This window comes from Labrenzia sp. THAF191a (genome assembly GCF_009363335.1).
GTDB lineage: Bacteria > Pseudomonadota > Alphaproteobacteria > Rhizobiales > Stappiaceae > Roseibium > Roseibium algicola.
On the sequence record NZ_CP045333.1, the window covers coordinates 2,427,702 to 2,444,782 of the forward strand.

Sequence of the window (17,081 nt, forward strand, 5' to 3'; positions counted from 1 at the left end):
CGGAAAAAAGCAGCGAGGCTTTCGCCACGCTGCCCGTTGTCGAAAGGAGGCGTTGGCCTTACCCGCCGAAGATCTCGGAGAATTTCATCTTGTCGGCCTGGTCCTGTTCCAGGGCCTTGGCCGGATCGAAATCCATGAGCTTGATCTGGTCGCGAGCGGGGAACCCTTCCGGAGCCGGGACACCCGGGTGTGCCGGCAGGTAGCCCTGGGATGCGGCAAGCTTCTGACCGTCTTCGGAAATCAGGAAGTCGACAAATGCCTTGGCGGCGTCCGGGTTCTGGGCGGTGGAGAGGATCGCAACCGGCTCGGTGACGGCGGAAACGCCTTCTTCCGGGAAGACGAACTCAACCGGTGCGCCTTTTACCTTTTCGCGGATCGGCAGGAAGTCGACGACGAAGCCGTAGAGTTTCTCGCCACCGGCAATCGCCTTGTAGACGCCGCCATTGCCGCCCTGCGGGTTAGCGCCCTGGTCTGCGAGGCCTTCGTAATAGGCCCAGCCGAGGTCCGGGTTGGAGGTCAGCGCAGTCATGTGGATGGTCGCGGCGCCGGAGGTCAGCGGCGACGGCATGGCCAGCTTGTCCTTTGCTTCCGGCTTCAGGAGATCCTTGTAGGACGTTGGCTTCATCGGCGCGTTGGTGTTGTACATGATGCCGGTGGTGATCAGCTTGGTGGAGAAGTAGCTCTTGTCCTTGTCCATGATTGCCGGATCGTAGGCAGAAACGTCGGCCGCCTCATGCGCCATCAGACGACCTTCCTGCTTCAGGCTCTCCATGGTTACCATGTCGGCGATCAGCAGCACGTCCGGCTTCGGCGCACCGGCTTCGAATTCGGCCAGCAGCTTCGCCATGATCTTGGTGGTGCCGTCACGGACCCACTCGACCTCAACACCCGGATGCGCCGCGGTGAAGGCATCGACGGTTGCCTGGGCGTCGGCGTTCGGCTGGGAGGTGTAGAGCACGAGCTTGCCGGTAACATCTTCGGCGTAAGCGGAGGTGGATGCCGCGGCCAGGAGGCCGGCTGCGATCAGAAGCTTTTTCATGTGACAGATCCTTTGCACAGAGCAGCAAAAGGGTTGCGGATGAAAATCGCCTATCAGCTCTACATGACAGTTTTATTCAGGCAGCGGGTATTTTTACGGGTAATTTTGCCGGCAAAGTTTAGTTTATCGGAGGCGTTTGCGGCAGCCGGCATCTCCTTTGGAGACGCCGGTGCCCCGTTGTTTTCGTGGTCAGACGTAACTTACGCAGGTGCCTTCCGAAACAAGATCCAGTCCTTGCGTCTTGCCGGCAAGCGCAGTCGGCAGGCCGGTGACAGGTTCAAGATAAAGCGCGTAAGTGGAGTGATGGATCGGCAGTACCTTGCCAGGCCGGAGCTTATCCACGAAATCGGCGACATGATTAGCGCCCATGCTGATCTGCCCGAGAGGTCCTGAAGTGCCGACGCCGCCAAGATGTGGAATGAACACGTCCGGCGATCCGAAGCCCTTGAGCGCGTCGAGGACATTTGGCGTCGGGAAGGTATCGCCGGTCCAATAGACCGACTTTGCCCAGTCGCCCTGGCGGGTCTCCAGCCAGTAGCCGTTGCCTGGGCCAAGCAGCGAGGCAATCTCCGGGTTTTCCGAGTGTTCGGCAGGTAGTGCGGTCAGCGAGAGCGTGACATCGCCCTTGGTGATCACGTGAGGTTTCATCCAGTCGGCTACCTGAACCTGCGTGAACCCTTTTGCGGTCAGTCGCTCCCGGTCATGAGAGGGAACGAGGAACGGCATGTCCGGGGCAATTGCGCTTTCCGCCGTCTGGTCGAAATGATCTTCATGCAGGTGGGACAGCAGGACTTGATCCACCCTGGAAAGATCCACACCGCGAAACGGGGTCAGCCGTTTGTGTGCCACCACGTCGGGTCCCGTGGCGAGATCGAACATCTCGTTGGGATCACCCATGCGGAATGCTTCCTCACCTTCACCGAAAGCCGGGTCGGTGAGGAGGGTGAGGTCCCCGCATTCGATCAGCATGGTCGCACCGCCGAGCCAGGTGATATCGAGCCGGGGAGATCCTGTTGCAGTTCTTGCGGGAGCGGACGGAACACCGGTCAAGATTGCGGGAACAGCCAGCGACATGGTGCCGGCTGACTTCAGAAAACTGCGCCGTTTCATGGGAATACCTCTTGGGACCGTTGATGGTGCGTTGTAGGTAGACTGCAGATATTGTTCGGTGTAGCTGTATAAAAGTGAACAGTCTGGCTGAAAATTTCGCGCAATGACAACGTTGGCACATCTGGAAACCTTTGTTGAAGTGGCCGGTCTTGGCAGTTTCGCTGCTGCCGCCCGGCAGCTCGACCTGCCCAGGTCGACAGTGACCGCTCGCATCAAGGCACTGGAGGAAGAGCTTGGCGTCGCCCTGTTCCAGCGCACGACCAGGCAGGTGCGCCTGACGGTGGAAGGCGAGGCCTACCGGGAAAAGGTTCAGCCGGCCTTGCGGGATCTGGAGGAGGCCGGAGAACAGCTGAAATCGGCACAGGCACCGCAGGGGATGGTGCGTGTGTCCGTCCCGGTCGACCTGCCGCTGGATGTTCTGGCAGAGGCGATGGCGAGCTTCAATTTGCGATATCCGGAGGTCCGGATCGAAGTGCATGTCAGCGATCGACCCGTTGATCTGACCGGCGAGCGGTTCGACTTCGCCCTCCGCGGCAACCGGGTTGCATCGGAAAGTGTCATCGTCCGCAAGATCGCCTCCAGTTACCTTGTTCTTGTCGCCCGGCCGGAGCTCTTGGAAAAGGCGTCTTTCGCCGAGCTGTTGACGTCAGGACGGGTGATCGACCCTGCCGAAGTGCTGATGGAGGCAGGGCAAGGAGGAGGCGCTCCAGTTTACAGGACGCGAAACCTGCAGCTTGCGCTGGCCCTGGTACTGAACGGCGGTATGGCGGGTATCTTGCCGAAATCGATGTGTGCCGAATTCCTGGCGGATGGGCGGTTGGCCGAGGCCGCGTGTCCGGTTGATCTGCCGGAGTTGCCGCTCTTTGCGGTCCTGCCGTCACGACGGTTCATCCCCAAGCGCGTTCGCCTGCTGGTGGATCATCTGGCAAGTGCTTTCGGCTGATCGGATTTTACACGGTCTTGCCCCAACCAGACATTGCCGTTGGGCAGCTTGTCGGCTATCACCGCCCCACCAGACATTAATCGATTTATGAAAGGCATGTTCATGAGCTCAAACGGCGCGGCCGCGGAAATCGGCCTGATCGGTCTCGGTACCATGGGTGGCAACCTTGCGCTCAATATTGCCGAACATGGCTTTCAGATCGCGGTGTTCAACCGGACCACGGAGAAGACCGACCAATTCATGGCGAAGGCCGGGGAACTCGCGCCGAAACTGGTTCCGACCAAGACGCTGGAAGACTTCGTTGCATCCATCAAGACCCCGCGCGCGGTCATCCTGATGGTTCCGGCCGGTGAAGCGGTCGATGCACAGATCGAGGCTCTGCGGCCGCTGCTCGATGCAGGCGATCTCATCATCGATGCGGGCAATGCCAATTACCACGACACGAACCGCCGCGCGGCGGAAGCTGCCGAAAAAGGCCCTCGCTTCATGGGGATCGGTGTTTCCGGTGGGGAGGAAGGCGCACGCTTCGGTCCGTCCATCATGGGCGGCGGTGCGAAGGACGCCTGGGATCAGGTCGGCCATATTCTGGAAGCGATTTCCGCCAAACACGAAGAAACGCCCTGCGCGGCCTTTCTGGGTGAAGCGGGCGCGGGTCATCTGGTCAAGACCGTCCACAACGGCATCGAGTATGCCGACATGCAGATGATTGCCGAGGTCTACGGCGTCATGCGCGACGGTTTCGGCATGTCGGCTTCAGAGATCGGGGATGTCTTCGAGAAGTGGAATGGCGGCATCCTGCAGTCCTACCTGATCGAGATTTCCGGCAAGGTTGCCAAGACGGCGGATCCGGACACCGGCAAACCGATGCTCGACATCATCCTGGACAAGGCCGGCCAGAAAGGCACCGGCCGCTGGACGGCCATCGAGGCGCTGATGCTGGGCACACCGGCGAGCGCCATCGAGGCCGCCGTTGCCGTGCGCAACATGTCCGCGCGGTATGAGGAGCGCAAGGAAGGCGAAGCCGAATTTGGCGCGGCTCCGAGCGGCATGGACCGCGAGGCCGTGACGATCGATGCGCTGGAAGCAGCTCTCGTTGCCGGCAAGATCATCTGTTATGCGCAAGGCTTCGGTCTGATCCTGGAAGCGGCCAAACAATATGGCTGGGCAATGCCCCTGCCGGAAATCGCCAAGATCTGGCGTAACGGCTGCATCATTCGCTCGTCCATGCTGAACGACATGTCGTCCGCACTGTCCGACAATGCTGAACGCAACCTGATGCTGGCGCCTTTCTTCTCGGCAAAGCTGAAGGAAACCGAAGCGATGCTTCGCCAGGTCGTTGCCCAGTCGGCGCTGCATGGTTTGCCGGTGCCGGCCCTTTCGGCAGCGCTGTCCTATTTCGACATCATGCGCACCGGCCGCTCCACTGCCAACATGCTTCAGGGCCAGCGCGATTTCTTCGGCGCGCATGGCTTTGAGCGCACCGACAAGGACGGCGGCGGCTACCACGGCCCCTGGGCGATGGGCTGAGGCCAAGAAAATCAGACGCTCAGGCTTTCGCCTGAGCGTCATTGCGGATCGGCGTGTGCCCTGCGAAGCACTTGTCCGCAATGACGGCGCACGGATATGCGCCGCCTCGCAGTGCCATCCTGGTGGTTACTGCGCCAGTCCAAGTGCCGCCATGTTGGCAATTGACGCCGGCAGGCCGGAATGGTCGCGCAGTTCGATGATCAGGCGCGGATCACTCTCGAGCTTGGAAAGCGCGCCGAACACCGAGTGCCAGTTGATGGTGCCCTGCCCAAGCGTCCAGTGGCGGTCGGCGTATCCATCCGCGTCCTGCAGGTGGATATGGCGCAGACGATTGCCGGCGGCCCTGACGTAGTAATCGACCGGCGGGGCGCCAGTCGTGCCATGGGCATAGTGAGCGTGTCCGGTATCGATAGAGACTTTCACCGCCTGTGAACCGAAGCTCTCGGCAAGCTCTATCCGGGCATAAGGGTCCTTGTCCTCGATGTTCTCGATGACGAGTTCGCAGCCGATATCTTCTGCCCGCTTGACTGCGTCGCTCATGGTCAGGTGACAGAGCTCTATCTTGCGCTGCCGGGCATTTTCATAATTGTCGAGGTTGTTGAAGTCCCAGGTCGTATAGGGGCTGTGCACGACCATGTGGGTGCCGCCCAGAGCCTCGCAGACTTCCAGTCCTTGCAACAGGCGCTTGCGCACGATCTCGCGGACGTCGACATCCATGCTGTCGACGGTGAAGCCGAAGAAGGGGCCGTGAATGCCGACACGGCCCTGATGGCCGTCCAGCAGTTTTCTGGCCTTCTCGACGATCGGTTTCCAGTCGCCGTTCAGCACTTCGGCCGGCCAGAAGTCCTGAAGTTCCAGATCCCGCGGTTTGTCCAGCATCAGTTTGCGATGGGTTTCCAGCGCGTCGACTGTCAGTGCGGCACCAAGAATTGGGAGATCGGTCATGAAACACCTTTGAAGGAGACGAAACGGTTGTCGCCTGATTAGAGGCTGATCCTTGACACTATTGCGACGGAGAGCGGATCAAATTTCAGTATCCACGTTCCCGGTCGACGGCTGGGGGAATCGTACCGTCTTTGTAATATTGGCCGATGTTGTCTGCCACGATCCTGGACGCTGTGCTGATGATGGTCGGGGCGGATATGTGCGGCAGCACCGTGACCTTGTCATGATCCCACAGCGGACTTGACGGTGGCAGGGGCTCTTCATCGAAGACGTCGAGAACGGCATGGCCGAGCGGGCCGTTGTCGAGATTGTTGACGAGAGCGGCAGTGTCGATAATAGGGCCTCGGGCGAAGTTGATGATCGCAGCGCCCTTCTTGCAGGCGCTCAGCTCGTCCTGGCCGAGCAATCCGCGTGTTTCATCCGTCAGCGGCATCAGCAGGACAATGAAATCGGACTGGCCGAGTACCTCCAGAAGGCCATCGCGACCATGCCGGCAGACTATGCCTTCAATTGATTTTTCGGTACGGCTCCAGCCGAGCACGTTGAAGCCGTTGGCTTTCATCCGCAAGGCCGCCGCTGCGCCGAGCTTGCCAAGACCCAGGACGCCAACCGTGCGTTCCTGTGGGCGTTCGAGTGCATGATCCTGCCAGATCTTCTGCCGCTGCTGGGCAATGTACCGGGGCATGCCCCTGTGCAGGTAAAGCGTCCAGGCAAGAACCGCTTCCGACATGGTTTCCGCCATTTGCGGATCCGTCAGGCGGACGATCTTCGGACCGTTTGCGGGAAGCTCACCCATCAGGCGCTCCACCCCGGCCCACAGGCTTTGTACCCAGACCAGATTGGGAAGTGCCGCCACATTGGCGGGGTCGGGATTGGCGACGATGGCAACGCGCGCTTCGGATCGTTGGTCCTCCGTCAGGTCTTCGAACAGCTTGACGTCGGCGATGCCGTCGAGAGCCTTCGGCAGTGCCTCGCGCCAGCTCTTGCGCTCATCAGGGCTTGCGGAGGAAACAAAGGGAACGACGGGCCTCATGCGGCGAAAACCCCGGCTTCATCGGCAAAGCCCTTGATTTCGATTGGGTTGCCGGAAGGGTCCTTGAAAAACATGGTGCTCTGCTCGCCGGGTTGGCCCTCGAACCGGACGGTCGGGGCGATGACGAAGGCGAGGTTAGCGTCTGTCAGTTTTTGCGCAAGCGTCTTCCAGGTCTCCATGTCCAGCACCACACCCAGGTGCGGCATCGGCACCAAGTGATCACCGACCTTGCCTGTGTTGGTCGTCTCGAAAGGCTTGCCGAGATGGAGGGACACCTGATGGCCGAAGAAGTTGAAGTCGACCCAGGTCTGCGTGCTGCGGCCTTCCTTGCAGCCAAGCAGGCCGCCGTAGAACGCGCGGGCTTCGTCCAGATCGGTTACGTGATAGGCAAGGTGAAAACAGGGTTGCATCGCTCGGCTCCTTTGAAAACGGATGTTGAGTAGCAGATCCGATTCAAAACATTTAAGATGTTTTTCTGCTTCTGAGCGAAGGAAAATGTTTTGGATACCCGATTTCTTGAAAGCCTGCTGGCCGTTGCCGAAACCGGATCCATTGCTGCGGCTGCGCGGCAGCAGGGGCTCACGGCCGCCGCCGTCAGCCAGCGTATTCGTGTGCTGGAAGCCGAATTGGGGGCAACGCTTCTCAACCGAACGGCACATGCAGCCCTGCCGACCGAAACCTGTTTCCGGCTGTTGCCCGCAGCACGTCGCCTTGTGCGGGACGCGGAGCAGCTGACAAACCGCATAGATGCTGATGGGTTAAGCGGTCCATTTCGGCTTGGGGCGGTATCGACGGCCCTTTCGGACAACGTGCCCGCGGTCATCCAGCAGTTCCGGCAAAAGGCGCCTCAGGCGGTGCTGACCGTTCGGCCCGGCACGTCGGCCGATCTTTACGAAGGATTGCGCAGCGGGGCGCTGGACGCGGCCATTACGGTTGCCGCCCCATTTGAATTGCCCAAGGACATCATCTGCAGAACACTGGAGGCGCAGGCTATCGTTCATGCCTTGCCGCCCGAACGCGATCTATCCAAAACCGAGGCCGGAAAACTGCCCTGGATTGTCTATGACAGGCAATCGTGGGGCGGCCGCAAACTCTGGGCGGATTTTGGCGTGTTGGTTGGCGAAGAACACATCCTGTGTGAGCTCGATGCTCCGGAAACGATCGCGCAGATGGTGTCTCAGGGAGCAGGACAGGCGATTTTGCCCGTCTGGCAAGGGTTGCGGATGCATGGTCCGGAGATGACCTTGAAAGATCTTCAGGGCGGGGCCGGACGCGAAATGGTTTTCTTGCGAAAGCACACTTGTGCCGCACCGGTACTTGCCGACCTCGTGCACAAGGTGTTGCGCGATCAGGTCATCAGTACACATGGTTAAATTCAGCACTTACTGGTTGATCTTATTGAGTTTAAACACCTTTTAAGGGTGAAAAGAATCACTGTCATAGTAAGAAAATTATGTGTCATGACGAATACCGGCATTAAAATGTCGTTTGCAGGCATGTTCACGAAATTTGACGTATGAATGGTATGAGAATTGCGACTATACTGTTGTGCTAGGAGCCTCTTAATGCAATTGTATTGGTCGTTGGGCCTGAGCTCGGTACAAATACCGAGTATGACCTTCTTCTCAAGTAGAGACGGCGGTCAGGCTTATTTCGAGCAAGAACAACGTATATGCGTCAAATGAAGGCTGAATTAATAAGATTTAATCTAGAAGCCTTCACGGCTCAATTCTGTTCTCAACTCGTTATTCTTTTCCATTGGACGCGCAGGGAGGTGATTGCTTTCACGGAAGCTTTCGCGCGCCGCGCCCAATTCAATCTCAAGCAAACAGACTGCACAGGAGCATCCTCATGAAGAAGTTGTTTGTCTCGGTCGTCGCGACCGCTCTTATCGGCATGGCCTCGTCCGCCATGGCAGAAGAGTGCGGCACGGTCACCGTTGCGGAAATGAACTGGGCGTCGGCAGGCGCTATTTCGCAGATCGACAAGATCATTCTGGAAAACGGCTACGGCTGCACCGTTGAACTGGTGAGTGGCGATACCATGCCGACATTCACCTCCATGAATGAAAAAGGCGAACCGGACATGGCTCCGGAGTTGTGGATCAACGCCGTGCGCGAGCCTCTCGACAAGGCAGTTGCCGAAGGCTCCCTGATCATCGGCGGTGAAATCCTGAACGAAGGCGGCGTCGAAGGCTTCTGGGTCCCGACCTATATCGCCGAAGAGCATGACATCTACACCGTCAAGGATGCCTTGGCACATCCGGAACTGTTCCCCGGCGCTGAAGACGAAAGCAAGGGTGCCTTCTTCACCTGCCCGGCAGGCTGGAACTGCCGCATCACCACCGGCAACCTGTTCCGCGCCTTCGGCTTCGACGAGGGTGGTTTCGAACTGGTCGATCCGGGTTCCGCTGCGGGTCTTGACGGCGCGTTGGCGAAAGCCAACGAGCGCAAGGAAGGCTGGCTCGGTTACTACTGGGCACCGACCGCGATCCTCGGCAAGTACGACATGACCCTGCTCGACTTCGAAGTCCCGCATGACAAGGAAGAGTGGGACACCTGCACCGTGATCGAGGACTGCCCGGAGCCGAAGCCGAACTCCTGGGTGAAGTCTGAAGTCTTTACCGTCGTCACCGACGACTTCGCCAACAAGGCAGGCCCGGCCATGGATTACATCAAGGGCCGCACCTGGGATAACCGGACGGCCGGCAAGGTTCTTGCCTGGATGACCGACAACCAGGCTGCCAACGAAGATGGCGCATACTATTTCCTCGAAAACTTCGAAGATGTCTGGACCCAGTGGGTCAGCCCGGAAGTCGCTGAAAAAGTGAAAGCCGCGCTCTGACAGGCAAAAGAAACAACAGGGGCCGCTCCAATGGTGCGGCCCCAACCATTTGGGGCAAAAACTAAACCATCGGGACAACAAAGATGGATTGGATAGAATTTCCATCGCTGGGTCGAACAGACCTGCTGGCGATCAAGAAGACAATCGACGGTTCGTTCAGAGGTTTCACCAGAACCTACGGCGACTATATCGACAACTTTTTCAACCCCTTGCAAGATTTTCTGGTCTTCCTCGAAAACCTTCTGATCAACTCGCCCTGGCCGATCATTCTCGCGGTTTTCGCGCTGGCGGTTTACTTTTTGAGCCGCAAGATCAGTGTTACGGTCGGAACGGTACTGGCCCTGGTGTTCATCGGGGTGTTCGGGCTCTGGGAAGACACCATGCGCACCGTCGCCATGGTTACCGTATGCACCTTGCTGGCAATTGTTCTGGGTATTCCGATCGGCATCGTGATGGCGCGGTCCGATCGTGTTCAGGGTTTCGTCAATCCGATCCTGGACCTGATGCAGACGATGCCGAGCTTCGTCTACCTCATTCCCGTTGTTATGATTTTCGGTATCGGCAAGGTCCCGGGTCTGATAGCCGTCGTGATTTACGCCATTCCGCCGATGATCCGCCTGACAAATCTGGGTATCCGGCTTGTCGATACGGATGTGCTTGAAGCTGCTGATGCCTTTGGATCCAGCGCCCGTCAGAAGCTGATGAACGTTCAGCTTCCGTTGGCTTTGCCGACCATCATGGCCGGGATCAACCAGTGCATCATGATGTCGCTTTCCATGGTTGTTGTTGCTTCCATGATCGGCGTACGTGGACTTGGGCAGGAAGTGCTTGTTGCCATTAACAACCAGTACCTGACCGCAGGTATGCTCAGCGGCCTGTCCATCGTCGCGATCGCCATCATCTTCGACCGCGCAACCCAGGCTTTCGGCAAGCGCCTTCAGAAACACTCGGAGGTGGTTCATGGCTGAGGCAACGGGTATCGAGATCAAGAATCTCTACAAGATCTTCGGATCGAACGACAAGGAGATGGTCAAGAAGGTCAAGGACGGCATGTCCAAGTCCGAGTTGAACGAGAATTTCAACCATGTGCTTGGCCTCAACGACATCAACATCTCCATGCCGGGTGGCAAGATCCAGGTAGTGATGGGCCTTTCCGGCTCGGGCAAATCCACCTTGATCCGCCATATCAACAGGTTGATCGACCCGACCGATGGCGAAGTGCTTTATGGCAACGATGATGTCTGCAAGATGTCTCAGGCAGAGCTTCGGGAATTCCGCCGCCACAAGACGGCGATGGTGTTCCAGAAGTTCGCGCTGCTGCCACACCGCACGGTGATGAAGAACGCCATCTATGGTCTGGAAATCCAGGGTGTACCGGTCAAGGAGGCCGAAGAGCGTGCGGCCCGCTGGATTGCCCGCGTCGGGCTGGAAGGGTTCGAGAACCACTATCCCAACCAGCTGTCCGGCGGCATGCAGCAGCGTGTGGGGCTTGCGCGCGCGCTCACCAACGATGCCGACATTCTGCTGATGGACGAAGCGTTCTCGGCGCTTGACCCGCTTATCCGCATGGACATGCAGACCGTGCTTCTCGACCTTCAGGAAGAACTGCACAAGACGATCGTCTTCATCACCCACGATCTGGACGAGGCGCTGCGCCTTGGCGACAGGATCGCGATCCTGCGCGACGGGGCAGTTGTGCAGCAGGGGACCGGTCAGGAAATCGTTCTGAAGCCTGCGGACGCCTACATTGCCGACTTCGTCAAGGAAGTGAACCGTGGCCGGGTGATCCTGGTCGACACGGTCATGGATACGTCCCGGACGCTGGAAAATGGACCGACGATTTCCAGCGGCATCCTGCTGGAAGAAGCCGCCCGGACCTTTGCCGACACGGGCGAGGGCGAGGCAAACATCGTCAACAGCGACGGCCGTCCGATCGGCGTGCTCAACGTGCATGACACGATCTATGCGATGGTGACGCCGGCAACCCACTGAGCCAATGAAGTGTGAAAACATCAAAACCCCGGAGTTCGCTCCGGGGTTTTTGTATCCTGGGCGGCAACCTCCACTCTTTCCCGGTAGAAGCCTGAGTGTACCAGCAAGAAGAAAAAGCCCGGGAGAGTTTCCGAGGCTTCAGGATTTCCGGAAACCTCGACTTCAGCGCTCTGTGAAGATCGTTCGCGCTGCACGCGTTACAGGGTGCAGCAGGTAAAGGAGGATCGATTTCGATCCGGTGACCACTTGGGCGTTGACCTGCATGCCGGGGCGGATCGGCCGTTCGTGCGAACCGGCGCCGATGACCTGGCCGGGAAAGGCGAGGGTTGCCTTGAAGTAGTATTCGCCGAATTCGTCCTGGAAACTCGAGGCGGAAATGGTCTCCACTTCCGCGGCCACGGTGCCATAGATATTCGGATCGTAGCTGGTGATCGTGATGTCCGCCCTGTCGCCGATGTTGATATGGCCGACGTCCTTCGGATTGACTTTCACCTCTGCAACCAGGTTTTCAGACAGGGGCACGATCTCGGCAATCAGATCGCCGGGATTGACGACCGCCCCACGACCGGTCGGGCCAAGGCTCTTGACGTAACCTGCCACCGGCGCCTTCACGAACAGGCGGTCCTGCCGGTCTTTCAGATTGGCGATTTCCTGTTTCAGTTCGTCGCGCTCCTGGGCAATCCTGGCGCGCTCGTCGGCGACATCCCGGTTCACTTCGGCGCCGGCCTGACTGAGGCTGGCCTGGGCTTCGGTCAGCATTTCACGGGCCTGTGCGAGATTGCCGAACAGCTGTTCCAGTGTGACCTGCGACCGCTGAAAATCCCCCTTGGCTTCCAGGAAACGGCGACGCGACGTGTAGCCGTCTTTCAGCAAACCTTCCTGGATCTGGAATTTTTCCTTTTCAAGTTCGACCTGTGATTTTTGAAGTTCGACCTGTGCCTCCAGGCTGACCACTTCGGCACGCCTCTGGGCGACACGCGCCGTGTAGGCTTCCTGTTCGTCGGCAACCGCCTTGCGGTTGGCGGTCAAGGCCGCCCGTTGCTGGGTGCTCAGACCATCCACCGACGGGTCCAGGCGCAGGCCAACGGTGTTGGCATCGCTGTATTCCTGTGCAAGCAGGCGGCGTTCCTCAAGTTCCAGATAGCTGAGACGGCTTTGAATGCGGGCGAGTTCCGTGGTCGTATCCTGTTTTTCCAGGTGGGCGAGTGGGTCTCCGGCCTGTACCAGCTGGCCTTCTTCGACAAGGATCTCCGAGACGATGCCGCCTTCCAGGTGCTCCACTTTCAAAATCTGGCCGGCAGGCGCTATCTCCCCGATCGTGTTGGCCACTTCCCGGATCTGGCCGACGGCAGCCCACAGCAACAGGAAGCCGGTCGCAATGGTCAGTCCCATGAGGAGGCGTGAATAAAAGGCTGGGGGCACGCCGTCTTCCAATTCCAGCGGAAGGCCGACGCGGCCGTAGACCGCCTTGCGGAGTGTGTCGGGATCGTCTTTTGCTGCCATTGGAAAGTCCTCGGCGGTTGTCTTGCGGCGGGCCGGCGACGGCCCCTTACGTTATTTCGATTGCTGCTTGAGCACGTCTTCAAGGATGTCCTTCGGGGCTCCGGCCATTGCCACCATGCCGCTCTGCATGTAGACGAGGTTGTCTGCCATGCGCATGTGGCTGGGGCGGTAGGTCGTGATGATGACGGTCGACTTCCCGCGAACCTGGTCGATCTTCTTCATCAGGAACTTGTCGCCTTCGAAATCCAGATTGCCGGCAGGGTTGTCGAGCAGATAAATCGGGGCAGGGCGCATGAAGGCCCTGGCCAGCAGCAGGCGCTGTTTGACGTTGTCCGGCAGCACTTCGATCAGCTGGCCGGTCAAACGGGTCTCCACACCCTGGGGCAGAAGTTCGCCATAGGCGTTGAGGCCGAATTCCTCGAAGGCCTTGCGTACCTGATCATTGTCCGCCTGCGGATTGGCCATGCGGAAGTTCTGCGCAATCGTGCCGTAGAAGAAATCGTGGTGTTCCGGTGCATAGCCGATGGAGTTGCGCCATTCGCCCGGGTCGAGCTGGCGGATGTCGAGATCGTCGACAAGGACAGCACCCATCTGGGGGCGATAAAGCCCAAGCACGGCCCGCACCAGCGAGGTCTTGCCGCAGCCGCTCGGCCCGGTGATCGCGGTTACGGATCCCTGCTCCATCTGAAGCGAAAAATTGCGCAAGGCCGGCTCCTGGCGGGAAGGATAGCGCAGCACGACGTTGGAAAAGCGGATCGTGCCCTGGAACTGGCGGTGCAGGCTCGGCAGCTTTCCGGGCTGGCGTTCCATTTCGATTTTCAGAAGGCTGTTGATCCGCTCGATCGTCTGCTGGGACTGGCCCAGTTGTGATACGCTGAGAAAGGCCTGATGCATTGGGCTGAGCGCACGCCAGGAAAGGGCCATGACGGCAATGAGCGCGCCTTGAGACAGGTCCTGGTTCATGACCAGAACGGCTCCGAAACCGAGGACGCCGATGCCGCACAGGGTCATGAACATCTGCGAGACTACTTGCATGACCTGCGACAGTTGCCTCGTCGTCAGGTTCTTCAGCGCAAAGTCCGCGGAAATCGCACGGTATTTCTCGACCCAGATGTCGTCGGCGGACAGTTCCCGGAGGGCCTTTCGCTTCGACAGGATCTCCACGGTGATGTTCTGCATGCGCGATTTTGCATCGCCTGCCTTGTTTATTGCCTGTTTCATGCGCGGAACGATGAGCATGGCCGACAGGACATAGAGCACCAGCAACCCAGCCGGCAGCAGTGCAAGCGGCCCGCCTATGAAGCCGAGAACCATGACGAAAATCACCGAGAAGGGAAGGTCGATCAACGCATTGGCGAGATTGCCGTGAAAGACGTCGCGCACACCGTCGAACTGCTTCAGACGGGTGATTTGCGCTCCGATGGGGGCAGACGAAATCAGGGGGAGCGGCAGATGCAGGAAATGGCGGAAGGTGGTGTTGGCGACCACCGCGTCGAGCCTGGCGCCCAGGTAGGCCTGGAGGTGCGATTTGGTGCCTCTGACCATCCAGTCCATGATCAGCACAAGCGTAATACCGATCAGCAGCGTGATCAGCACGGACACGGATTTGGCGCCGATAGCCTTGTCGTAAACGCTCATGACAAAGAGCGGCAGGCCGAGAGCCAGGATGTTCGACAGCAGGCCGACGGTCATGATCGACAGCACCGTGCCGCGAAACTGATGGAACAGGCGGGATGACCAGTGCTGGAAACCGGCGCTTTCGGTGCTGTCGTCCGGCTCGATGAGGAAGAGCTCGGCATCCTTGAGTTCGCTGAAGGCAATGGCGACCGTGCGATGAGCCTCGCCGCTGTAGGCCTGGAACCGGCCGTCGCTTGTGCGCCCAAGGCCGACCAGCAGATTGTCTCCGTGTTTCGCCAGGCAGGGAAACTGTTCCGCGGTTAGCTGCTTTGCTGACCGTCCGGTCGGTGTGACCCGAAAATTCAGCCGGGTCAGCACGGCGCGAAGGTCGAAGATGCCTTTTATGCCTTCAAGGTGAGGCAGGGCTTCGAAGAGATGGCGTTCCATGCCATCCCAGCCGAGGGCTTCCAGAAGGGGCAGCAAACAGGCCTCTGCCGGAGACGCGCGATCGATCGTACTGCCTGAATGCTGCTGGACACGGGTTTCCAGGTTCATCCGGCTCTCTGCCGGGTTCAGGTTCTGAAAGATCGAATCCGCGTTTTCAAAAGCCGCCAGGGACATGTTCGGCTCCTAAGCCTGCTTTTTGGTGTCGGCTGGCTCGCGCCGCCGCAATTTGTATCGAGGGGTGTTCGGCGTGTCCGGCAAGGCGCTAACCCGGCCGCGCTCCATCAGAAACTGCTTGTCGGCAATGGCGCGGAAAGAAGGGCGGTGGCTGACGATCAGTGTCGTCAACTGGCCTTTGAGCCGCTTCAACGCTTCAACGAGCTGGGCTTCGCTCTTGTGGTCGAGAGCCCCGTTGGCATCGTTGAGGATGAGGATCTTCGGTTCGCCTGCGAGCGCGCGCGCAATGGCGATGCGCTGTATCATGCTGTCGGTGAGATTTTCTTCAATCGCGTTGCCGAGCATTGTGTCGTAGCCCAGCGGCAGCAGGTGAATGTCCTTTTCAAGGCCGATCAGGTCAGCAGCCATGCGGGCTTTTTGCGGGCTTGCGCGAGATCCGAAAAGAGTCAGGTTCTGCAGGATCGTGCCGGCGAACATCTGGGCGTCGTTGCTGACGTAGGCGATGTGCCGGCACAGATACCGGTGGTCGACACCGTACAGATCCTGACCGTCTATCATGATCTTGCCGGAGGTCGGTTCGATATCCCCGGAAATCAGGCGAGCAAGCGTCGTTCGGCCGCTGCCGTCGCTGCCCTCAAAGGCAACCGTTTCTCCGGCATTGATCGTCAGGCTCAGATTCTGGACTGGCACGATCGCATCGCTGCGCGCTGCAAAGCCGGCATTTTGCAGCTTGATGTTGCCGGCAATTGCCAGGTTCCTGTTTCCTGATCGCTCTTCCTTTGGCAAATCGAACAGGGCGCGTGCTTCGCGGAAATCATGTTTGACCCGCTGCATGTCCGTCCAGTGGTTGATGCCGCGCAGCAGGGGCTGCACGACCTGACCTGCCAGCAGGGTGCAGGCCGCAACCGCCCCGACACTGATGAACCCGGACATGACCATGAGGGCCCCGGCCGACACCACGCAGACGGTTGTGAGGACGGTGAAGAACCCGGAGGAATTCCGTGCCCGGTTGGTGAGATCGATATAGTCGTAGCCAAGACGAGAATTTTGCGTCTGCAGGCGTTCAAACCTTCGCAGGATGACGGGCTCGAAAGCCATGGCCTTGATGGTGTTGAGGCCGGACAGGACCTCGAAGATGAAATCGTATTTGCGCTGATCCTGCTCCGCACGTTTTTCAATGAGGCTGTCGATCCTTGTGTTCAAGGTCGCGGTTCTCAGGGCAAACAAGGCCAGAAGAACAAGCGGCACGAAGCCGATCGGCCCTCCAATAAGAAACAGGACGGCAAGAAAGAGGAGGCTGGCGGGAAGGTCGATAGCCAGGAGGCGGGCCTGACCACCGTAATGGTCGCCCATTGCCTGCAGCGAGCGCAGCGAGTCCAGATGTTTGGTGACCGTCGCCTCAGAGTTGATGTCCGCTCTGGAGTGCAGAAGACGTCTGGCTGCTTCGACGTTGGCCTGATGGGTGAAAGAGGCTGCAAGCCAGCCTGTCAGATAGGACCGTGTCGTTTTCAGAACCGCATCGATCACCAGAACGAAACCCAGTCCTGCGATCAGGATGACGAGAGTGTCGGTCGACTTGTTCGGCAGAATCCGGTCATAGACCTGCAAGATGGTCAGTGGCATCGCCAGACCGAGGATATTGATCAGGATGGAAGCGGTTACCACCGAGCGCGGGAGTTTCGGTGTTGATACTTTTTCTCCGGTTTCGGAGGAAAAAAACTCCAGTTGCGGCAGTTTGATACTGGAAAAAGTATCAGTGATAAAAGATGCCATAGTAAGCGCCTCCTTGAATACATTAAGGCGCGTAATTGTTTCAAAACCGTTTACCAAAAATACCACAAATTCTAAATTTATCTCAAGTTATACATGTAATTCGAAGAATGGAGTTGGTTTTTATTAAGGTAACC

At 58.7% G+C, this 17,081-nt stretch carries 14 protein-coding genes; 6 read left to right on the forward strand and 8 right to left on the reverse strand.

Annotated features, from left to right (window positions below):
* Positions 1-58: 58 nt before the first annotated feature.
* Both FIV05_RS11195 and FIV05_RS11200 read right to left on the reverse strand, forming a co-directional pair.
* Positions 59-1,039 carry an ABC transporter substrate-binding protein gene (locus tag FIV05_RS11195; RefSeq protein ID WP_152509589.1) on the reverse strand — a complete coding sequence of 327 codons (981 nt, stop codon included), beginning with the start codon at positions 1,037-1,039 and terminating at the stop codon, positions 59-61.
* 189 nt (positions 1,040-1,228) lie between these two features.
* Positions 1,229-2,149 carry an MBL fold metallo-hydrolase gene (locus FIV05_RS11200; RefSeq protein WP_173013825.1) on the reverse strand — a complete coding sequence of 307 codons (921 nt, stop codon included), beginning with the start codon at positions 2,147-2,149 and terminating at the stop codon, positions 1,229-1,231.
* Between the two features lie 103 nt (positions 2,150-2,252).
* Here FIV05_RS11200 and FIV05_RS11205 point away from each other — a divergent pair, with 103 nt between their 5' ends.
* On the forward strand, positions 2,253-3,092 hold the full coding sequence (locus FIV05_RS11205; RefSeq protein WP_152509591.1) for a LysR family transcriptional regulator: 840 nt from the start codon (positions 2,253-2,255) through the stop codon (positions 3,090-3,092).
* Positions 3,093-3,194: 102 nt separating this feature from the next.
* The gene (gene gndA / locus FIV05_RS11210) at positions 3,195-4,619 is read left to right on the forward strand and encodes an NADP-dependent phosphogluconate dehydrogenase (protein ID WP_209009940.1); all 1,425 of its coding nucleotides are present in this window, start codon (positions 3,195-3,197) and stop codon (positions 4,617-4,619) included.
* A 126-nt stretch (positions 4,620-4,745) separates the two neighbouring features.
* Here gndA and FIV05_RS11215 read toward each other — a convergent pair whose 3' ends face one another.
* From FIV05_RS11215 to FIV05_RS11225, 3 genes are all read right to left on the reverse strand, one after another.
* Complete coding sequence (locus tag FIV05_RS11215) at positions 4,746-5,564, reverse strand: sugar phosphate isomerase/epimerase family protein (RefSeq protein ID WP_152509593.1); 819 nt, start codon at positions 5,562-5,564, stop codon at positions 4,746-4,748.
* A gap of 85 nt (positions 5,565-5,649) precedes the next feature.
* Positions 5,650-6,597, reverse strand: coding sequence for a glyoxylate/hydroxypyruvate reductase A (locus FIV05_RS11220; protein ID WP_152509594.1), 948 nt, complete (start codon positions 6,595-6,597; stop codon positions 5,650-5,652).
* Positions 6,594-7,007: a VOC family protein gene (locus FIV05_RS11225; protein WP_152509595.1), complete on the reverse strand. Its 414-nt coding sequence runs from the start codon at positions 7,005-7,007 to the stop codon at positions 6,594-6,596. Before FIV05_RS11225 ends, FIV05_RS11220 begins: the two co-directional genes overlap by 4 nt.
* Before the next feature lie 90 nt (positions 7,008-7,097).
* Between FIV05_RS11225 and FIV05_RS11230 the strand changes: the two genes are divergently transcribed.
* From FIV05_RS11230 to FIV05_RS11245, 4 genes are all read left to right on the forward strand, one after another.
* Entirely contained in the window at positions 7,098-7,970 is an 873-nt protein-coding gene (locus tag FIV05_RS11230; RefSeq protein WP_152509596.1) for a LysR family transcriptional regulator, read from the forward strand.
* Between the two features lie 478 nt (positions 7,971-8,448).
* Complete coding sequence (locus FIV05_RS11235) at positions 8,449-9,441, forward strand: ABC transporter substrate-binding protein (RefSeq protein ID WP_152509597.1); 993 nt, start codon at positions 8,449-8,451, stop codon at positions 9,439-9,441.
* An 83-nt stretch (positions 9,442-9,524) separates the two neighbouring features.
* The gene (locus FIV05_RS11240; RefSeq protein ID WP_023003361.1) at positions 9,525-10,409 is read left to right on the forward strand and encodes a proline/glycine betaine ABC transporter permease; all 885 of its coding nucleotides are present in this window, start codon (positions 9,525-9,527) and stop codon (positions 10,407-10,409) included.
* Positions 10,402-11,433: a glycine betaine/L-proline ABC transporter ATP-binding protein gene (locus tag FIV05_RS11245; RefSeq protein ID WP_152509598.1), complete on the forward strand. Its 1,032-nt coding sequence runs from the start codon at positions 10,402-10,404 to the stop codon at positions 11,431-11,433. Before FIV05_RS11240 ends, FIV05_RS11245 begins: the two co-directional genes overlap by 8 nt.
* 162 nt (positions 11,434-11,595) lie before the next feature.
* On the opposite strand, the gene FIV05_RS11250 is transcribed toward FIV05_RS11245, so the two are convergent.
* From FIV05_RS11250 to FIV05_RS11260, 3 genes are read right to left on the reverse strand one after another with little or no spacing between them, the layout of a single operon-like run.
* Positions 11,596-12,936 carry an HlyD family type I secretion periplasmic adaptor subunit gene (locus FIV05_RS11250; RefSeq protein WP_152509599.1) on the reverse strand — a complete coding sequence of 447 codons (1,341 nt, stop codon included), beginning with the start codon at positions 12,934-12,936 and terminating at the stop codon, positions 11,596-11,598.
* A gap of 51 nt (positions 12,937-12,987) precedes the next feature.
* Positions 12,988-15,174 (reverse strand): ATP-binding cassette domain-containing protein, encoded by a 2,187-nt coding sequence (locus tag FIV05_RS11255; protein WP_152509600.1) that lies wholly within the window; start codon positions 15,172-15,174, stop codon positions 12,988-12,990.
* Positions 15,175-15,183: 9 nt separating this feature from the next.
* Positions 15,184-16,947, reverse strand: coding sequence for an ATP-binding cassette domain-containing protein (locus FIV05_RS11260; RefSeq protein ID WP_152509601.1), 1,764 nt, complete (start codon positions 16,945-16,947; stop codon positions 15,184-15,186).
* Positions 16,948-17,081 lie beyond the last annotated feature (134 nt).

Coding starts and splice junctions, on each gene's coding strand:
- FIV05_RS11195 (WP_152509589.1), bottom strand. CDS start 1,039: ATGAAAAAGCTTCTGATCGCAGCCGGCCTCCTGGCCGCGGCATCCACC.
- FIV05_RS11200 (WP_173013825.1), bottom strand. CDS start 2,149: ATGAAACGGCGCAGTTTTCTGAAGTCAGCCGGCACCATGTCGCTGGCT.
- FIV05_RS11205 (WP_152509591.1), top strand. CDS start 2,253: ATGACAACGTTGGCACATCTGGAAACCTTTGTTGAAGTGGCCGGTCTT.
- gndA (WP_209009940.1), top strand. CDS start 3,195: ATGAGCTCAAACGGCGCGGCCGCGGAAATCGGCCTGATCGGTCTCGGT.
- FIV05_RS11215 (WP_152509593.1), bottom strand. CDS start 5,564: ATGACCGATCTCCCAATTCTTGGTGCCGCACTGACAGTCGACGCGCTG.
- FIV05_RS11220 (WP_152509594.1), bottom strand. CDS start 6,597: ATGAGGCCCGTCGTTCCCTTTGTTTCCTCCGCAAGCCCTGATGAGCGC.
- FIV05_RS11225 (WP_152509595.1), bottom strand. CDS start 7,007: ATGCAACCCTGTTTTCACCTTGCCTATCACGTAACCGATCTGGACGAA.
- FIV05_RS11235 (WP_152509597.1), top strand. CDS start 8,449: ATGAAGAAGTTGTTTGTCTCGGTCGTCGCGACCGCTCTTATCGGCATG.
- FIV05_RS11240 (WP_023003361.1), top strand. CDS start 9,525: ATGGATTGGATAGAATTTCCATCGCTGGGTCGAACAGACCTGCTGGCG.
- FIV05_RS11245 (WP_152509598.1), top strand. CDS start 10,402: ATGGCTGAGGCAACGGGTATCGAGATCAAGAATCTCTACAAGATCTTC.
- FIV05_RS11250 (WP_152509599.1), bottom strand. CDS start 12,936: ATGGCAGCAAAAGACGATCCCGACACACTCCGCAAGGCGGTCTACGGC.
- FIV05_RS11255 (WP_152509600.1), bottom strand. CDS start 15,174: ATGTCCCTGGCGGCTTTTGAAAACGCGGATTCGATCTTTCAGAACCTG.
- FIV05_RS11260 (WP_152509601.1), bottom strand. CDS start 16,947: ATGGCATCTTTTATCACTGATACTTTTTCCAGTATCAAACTGCCGCAA.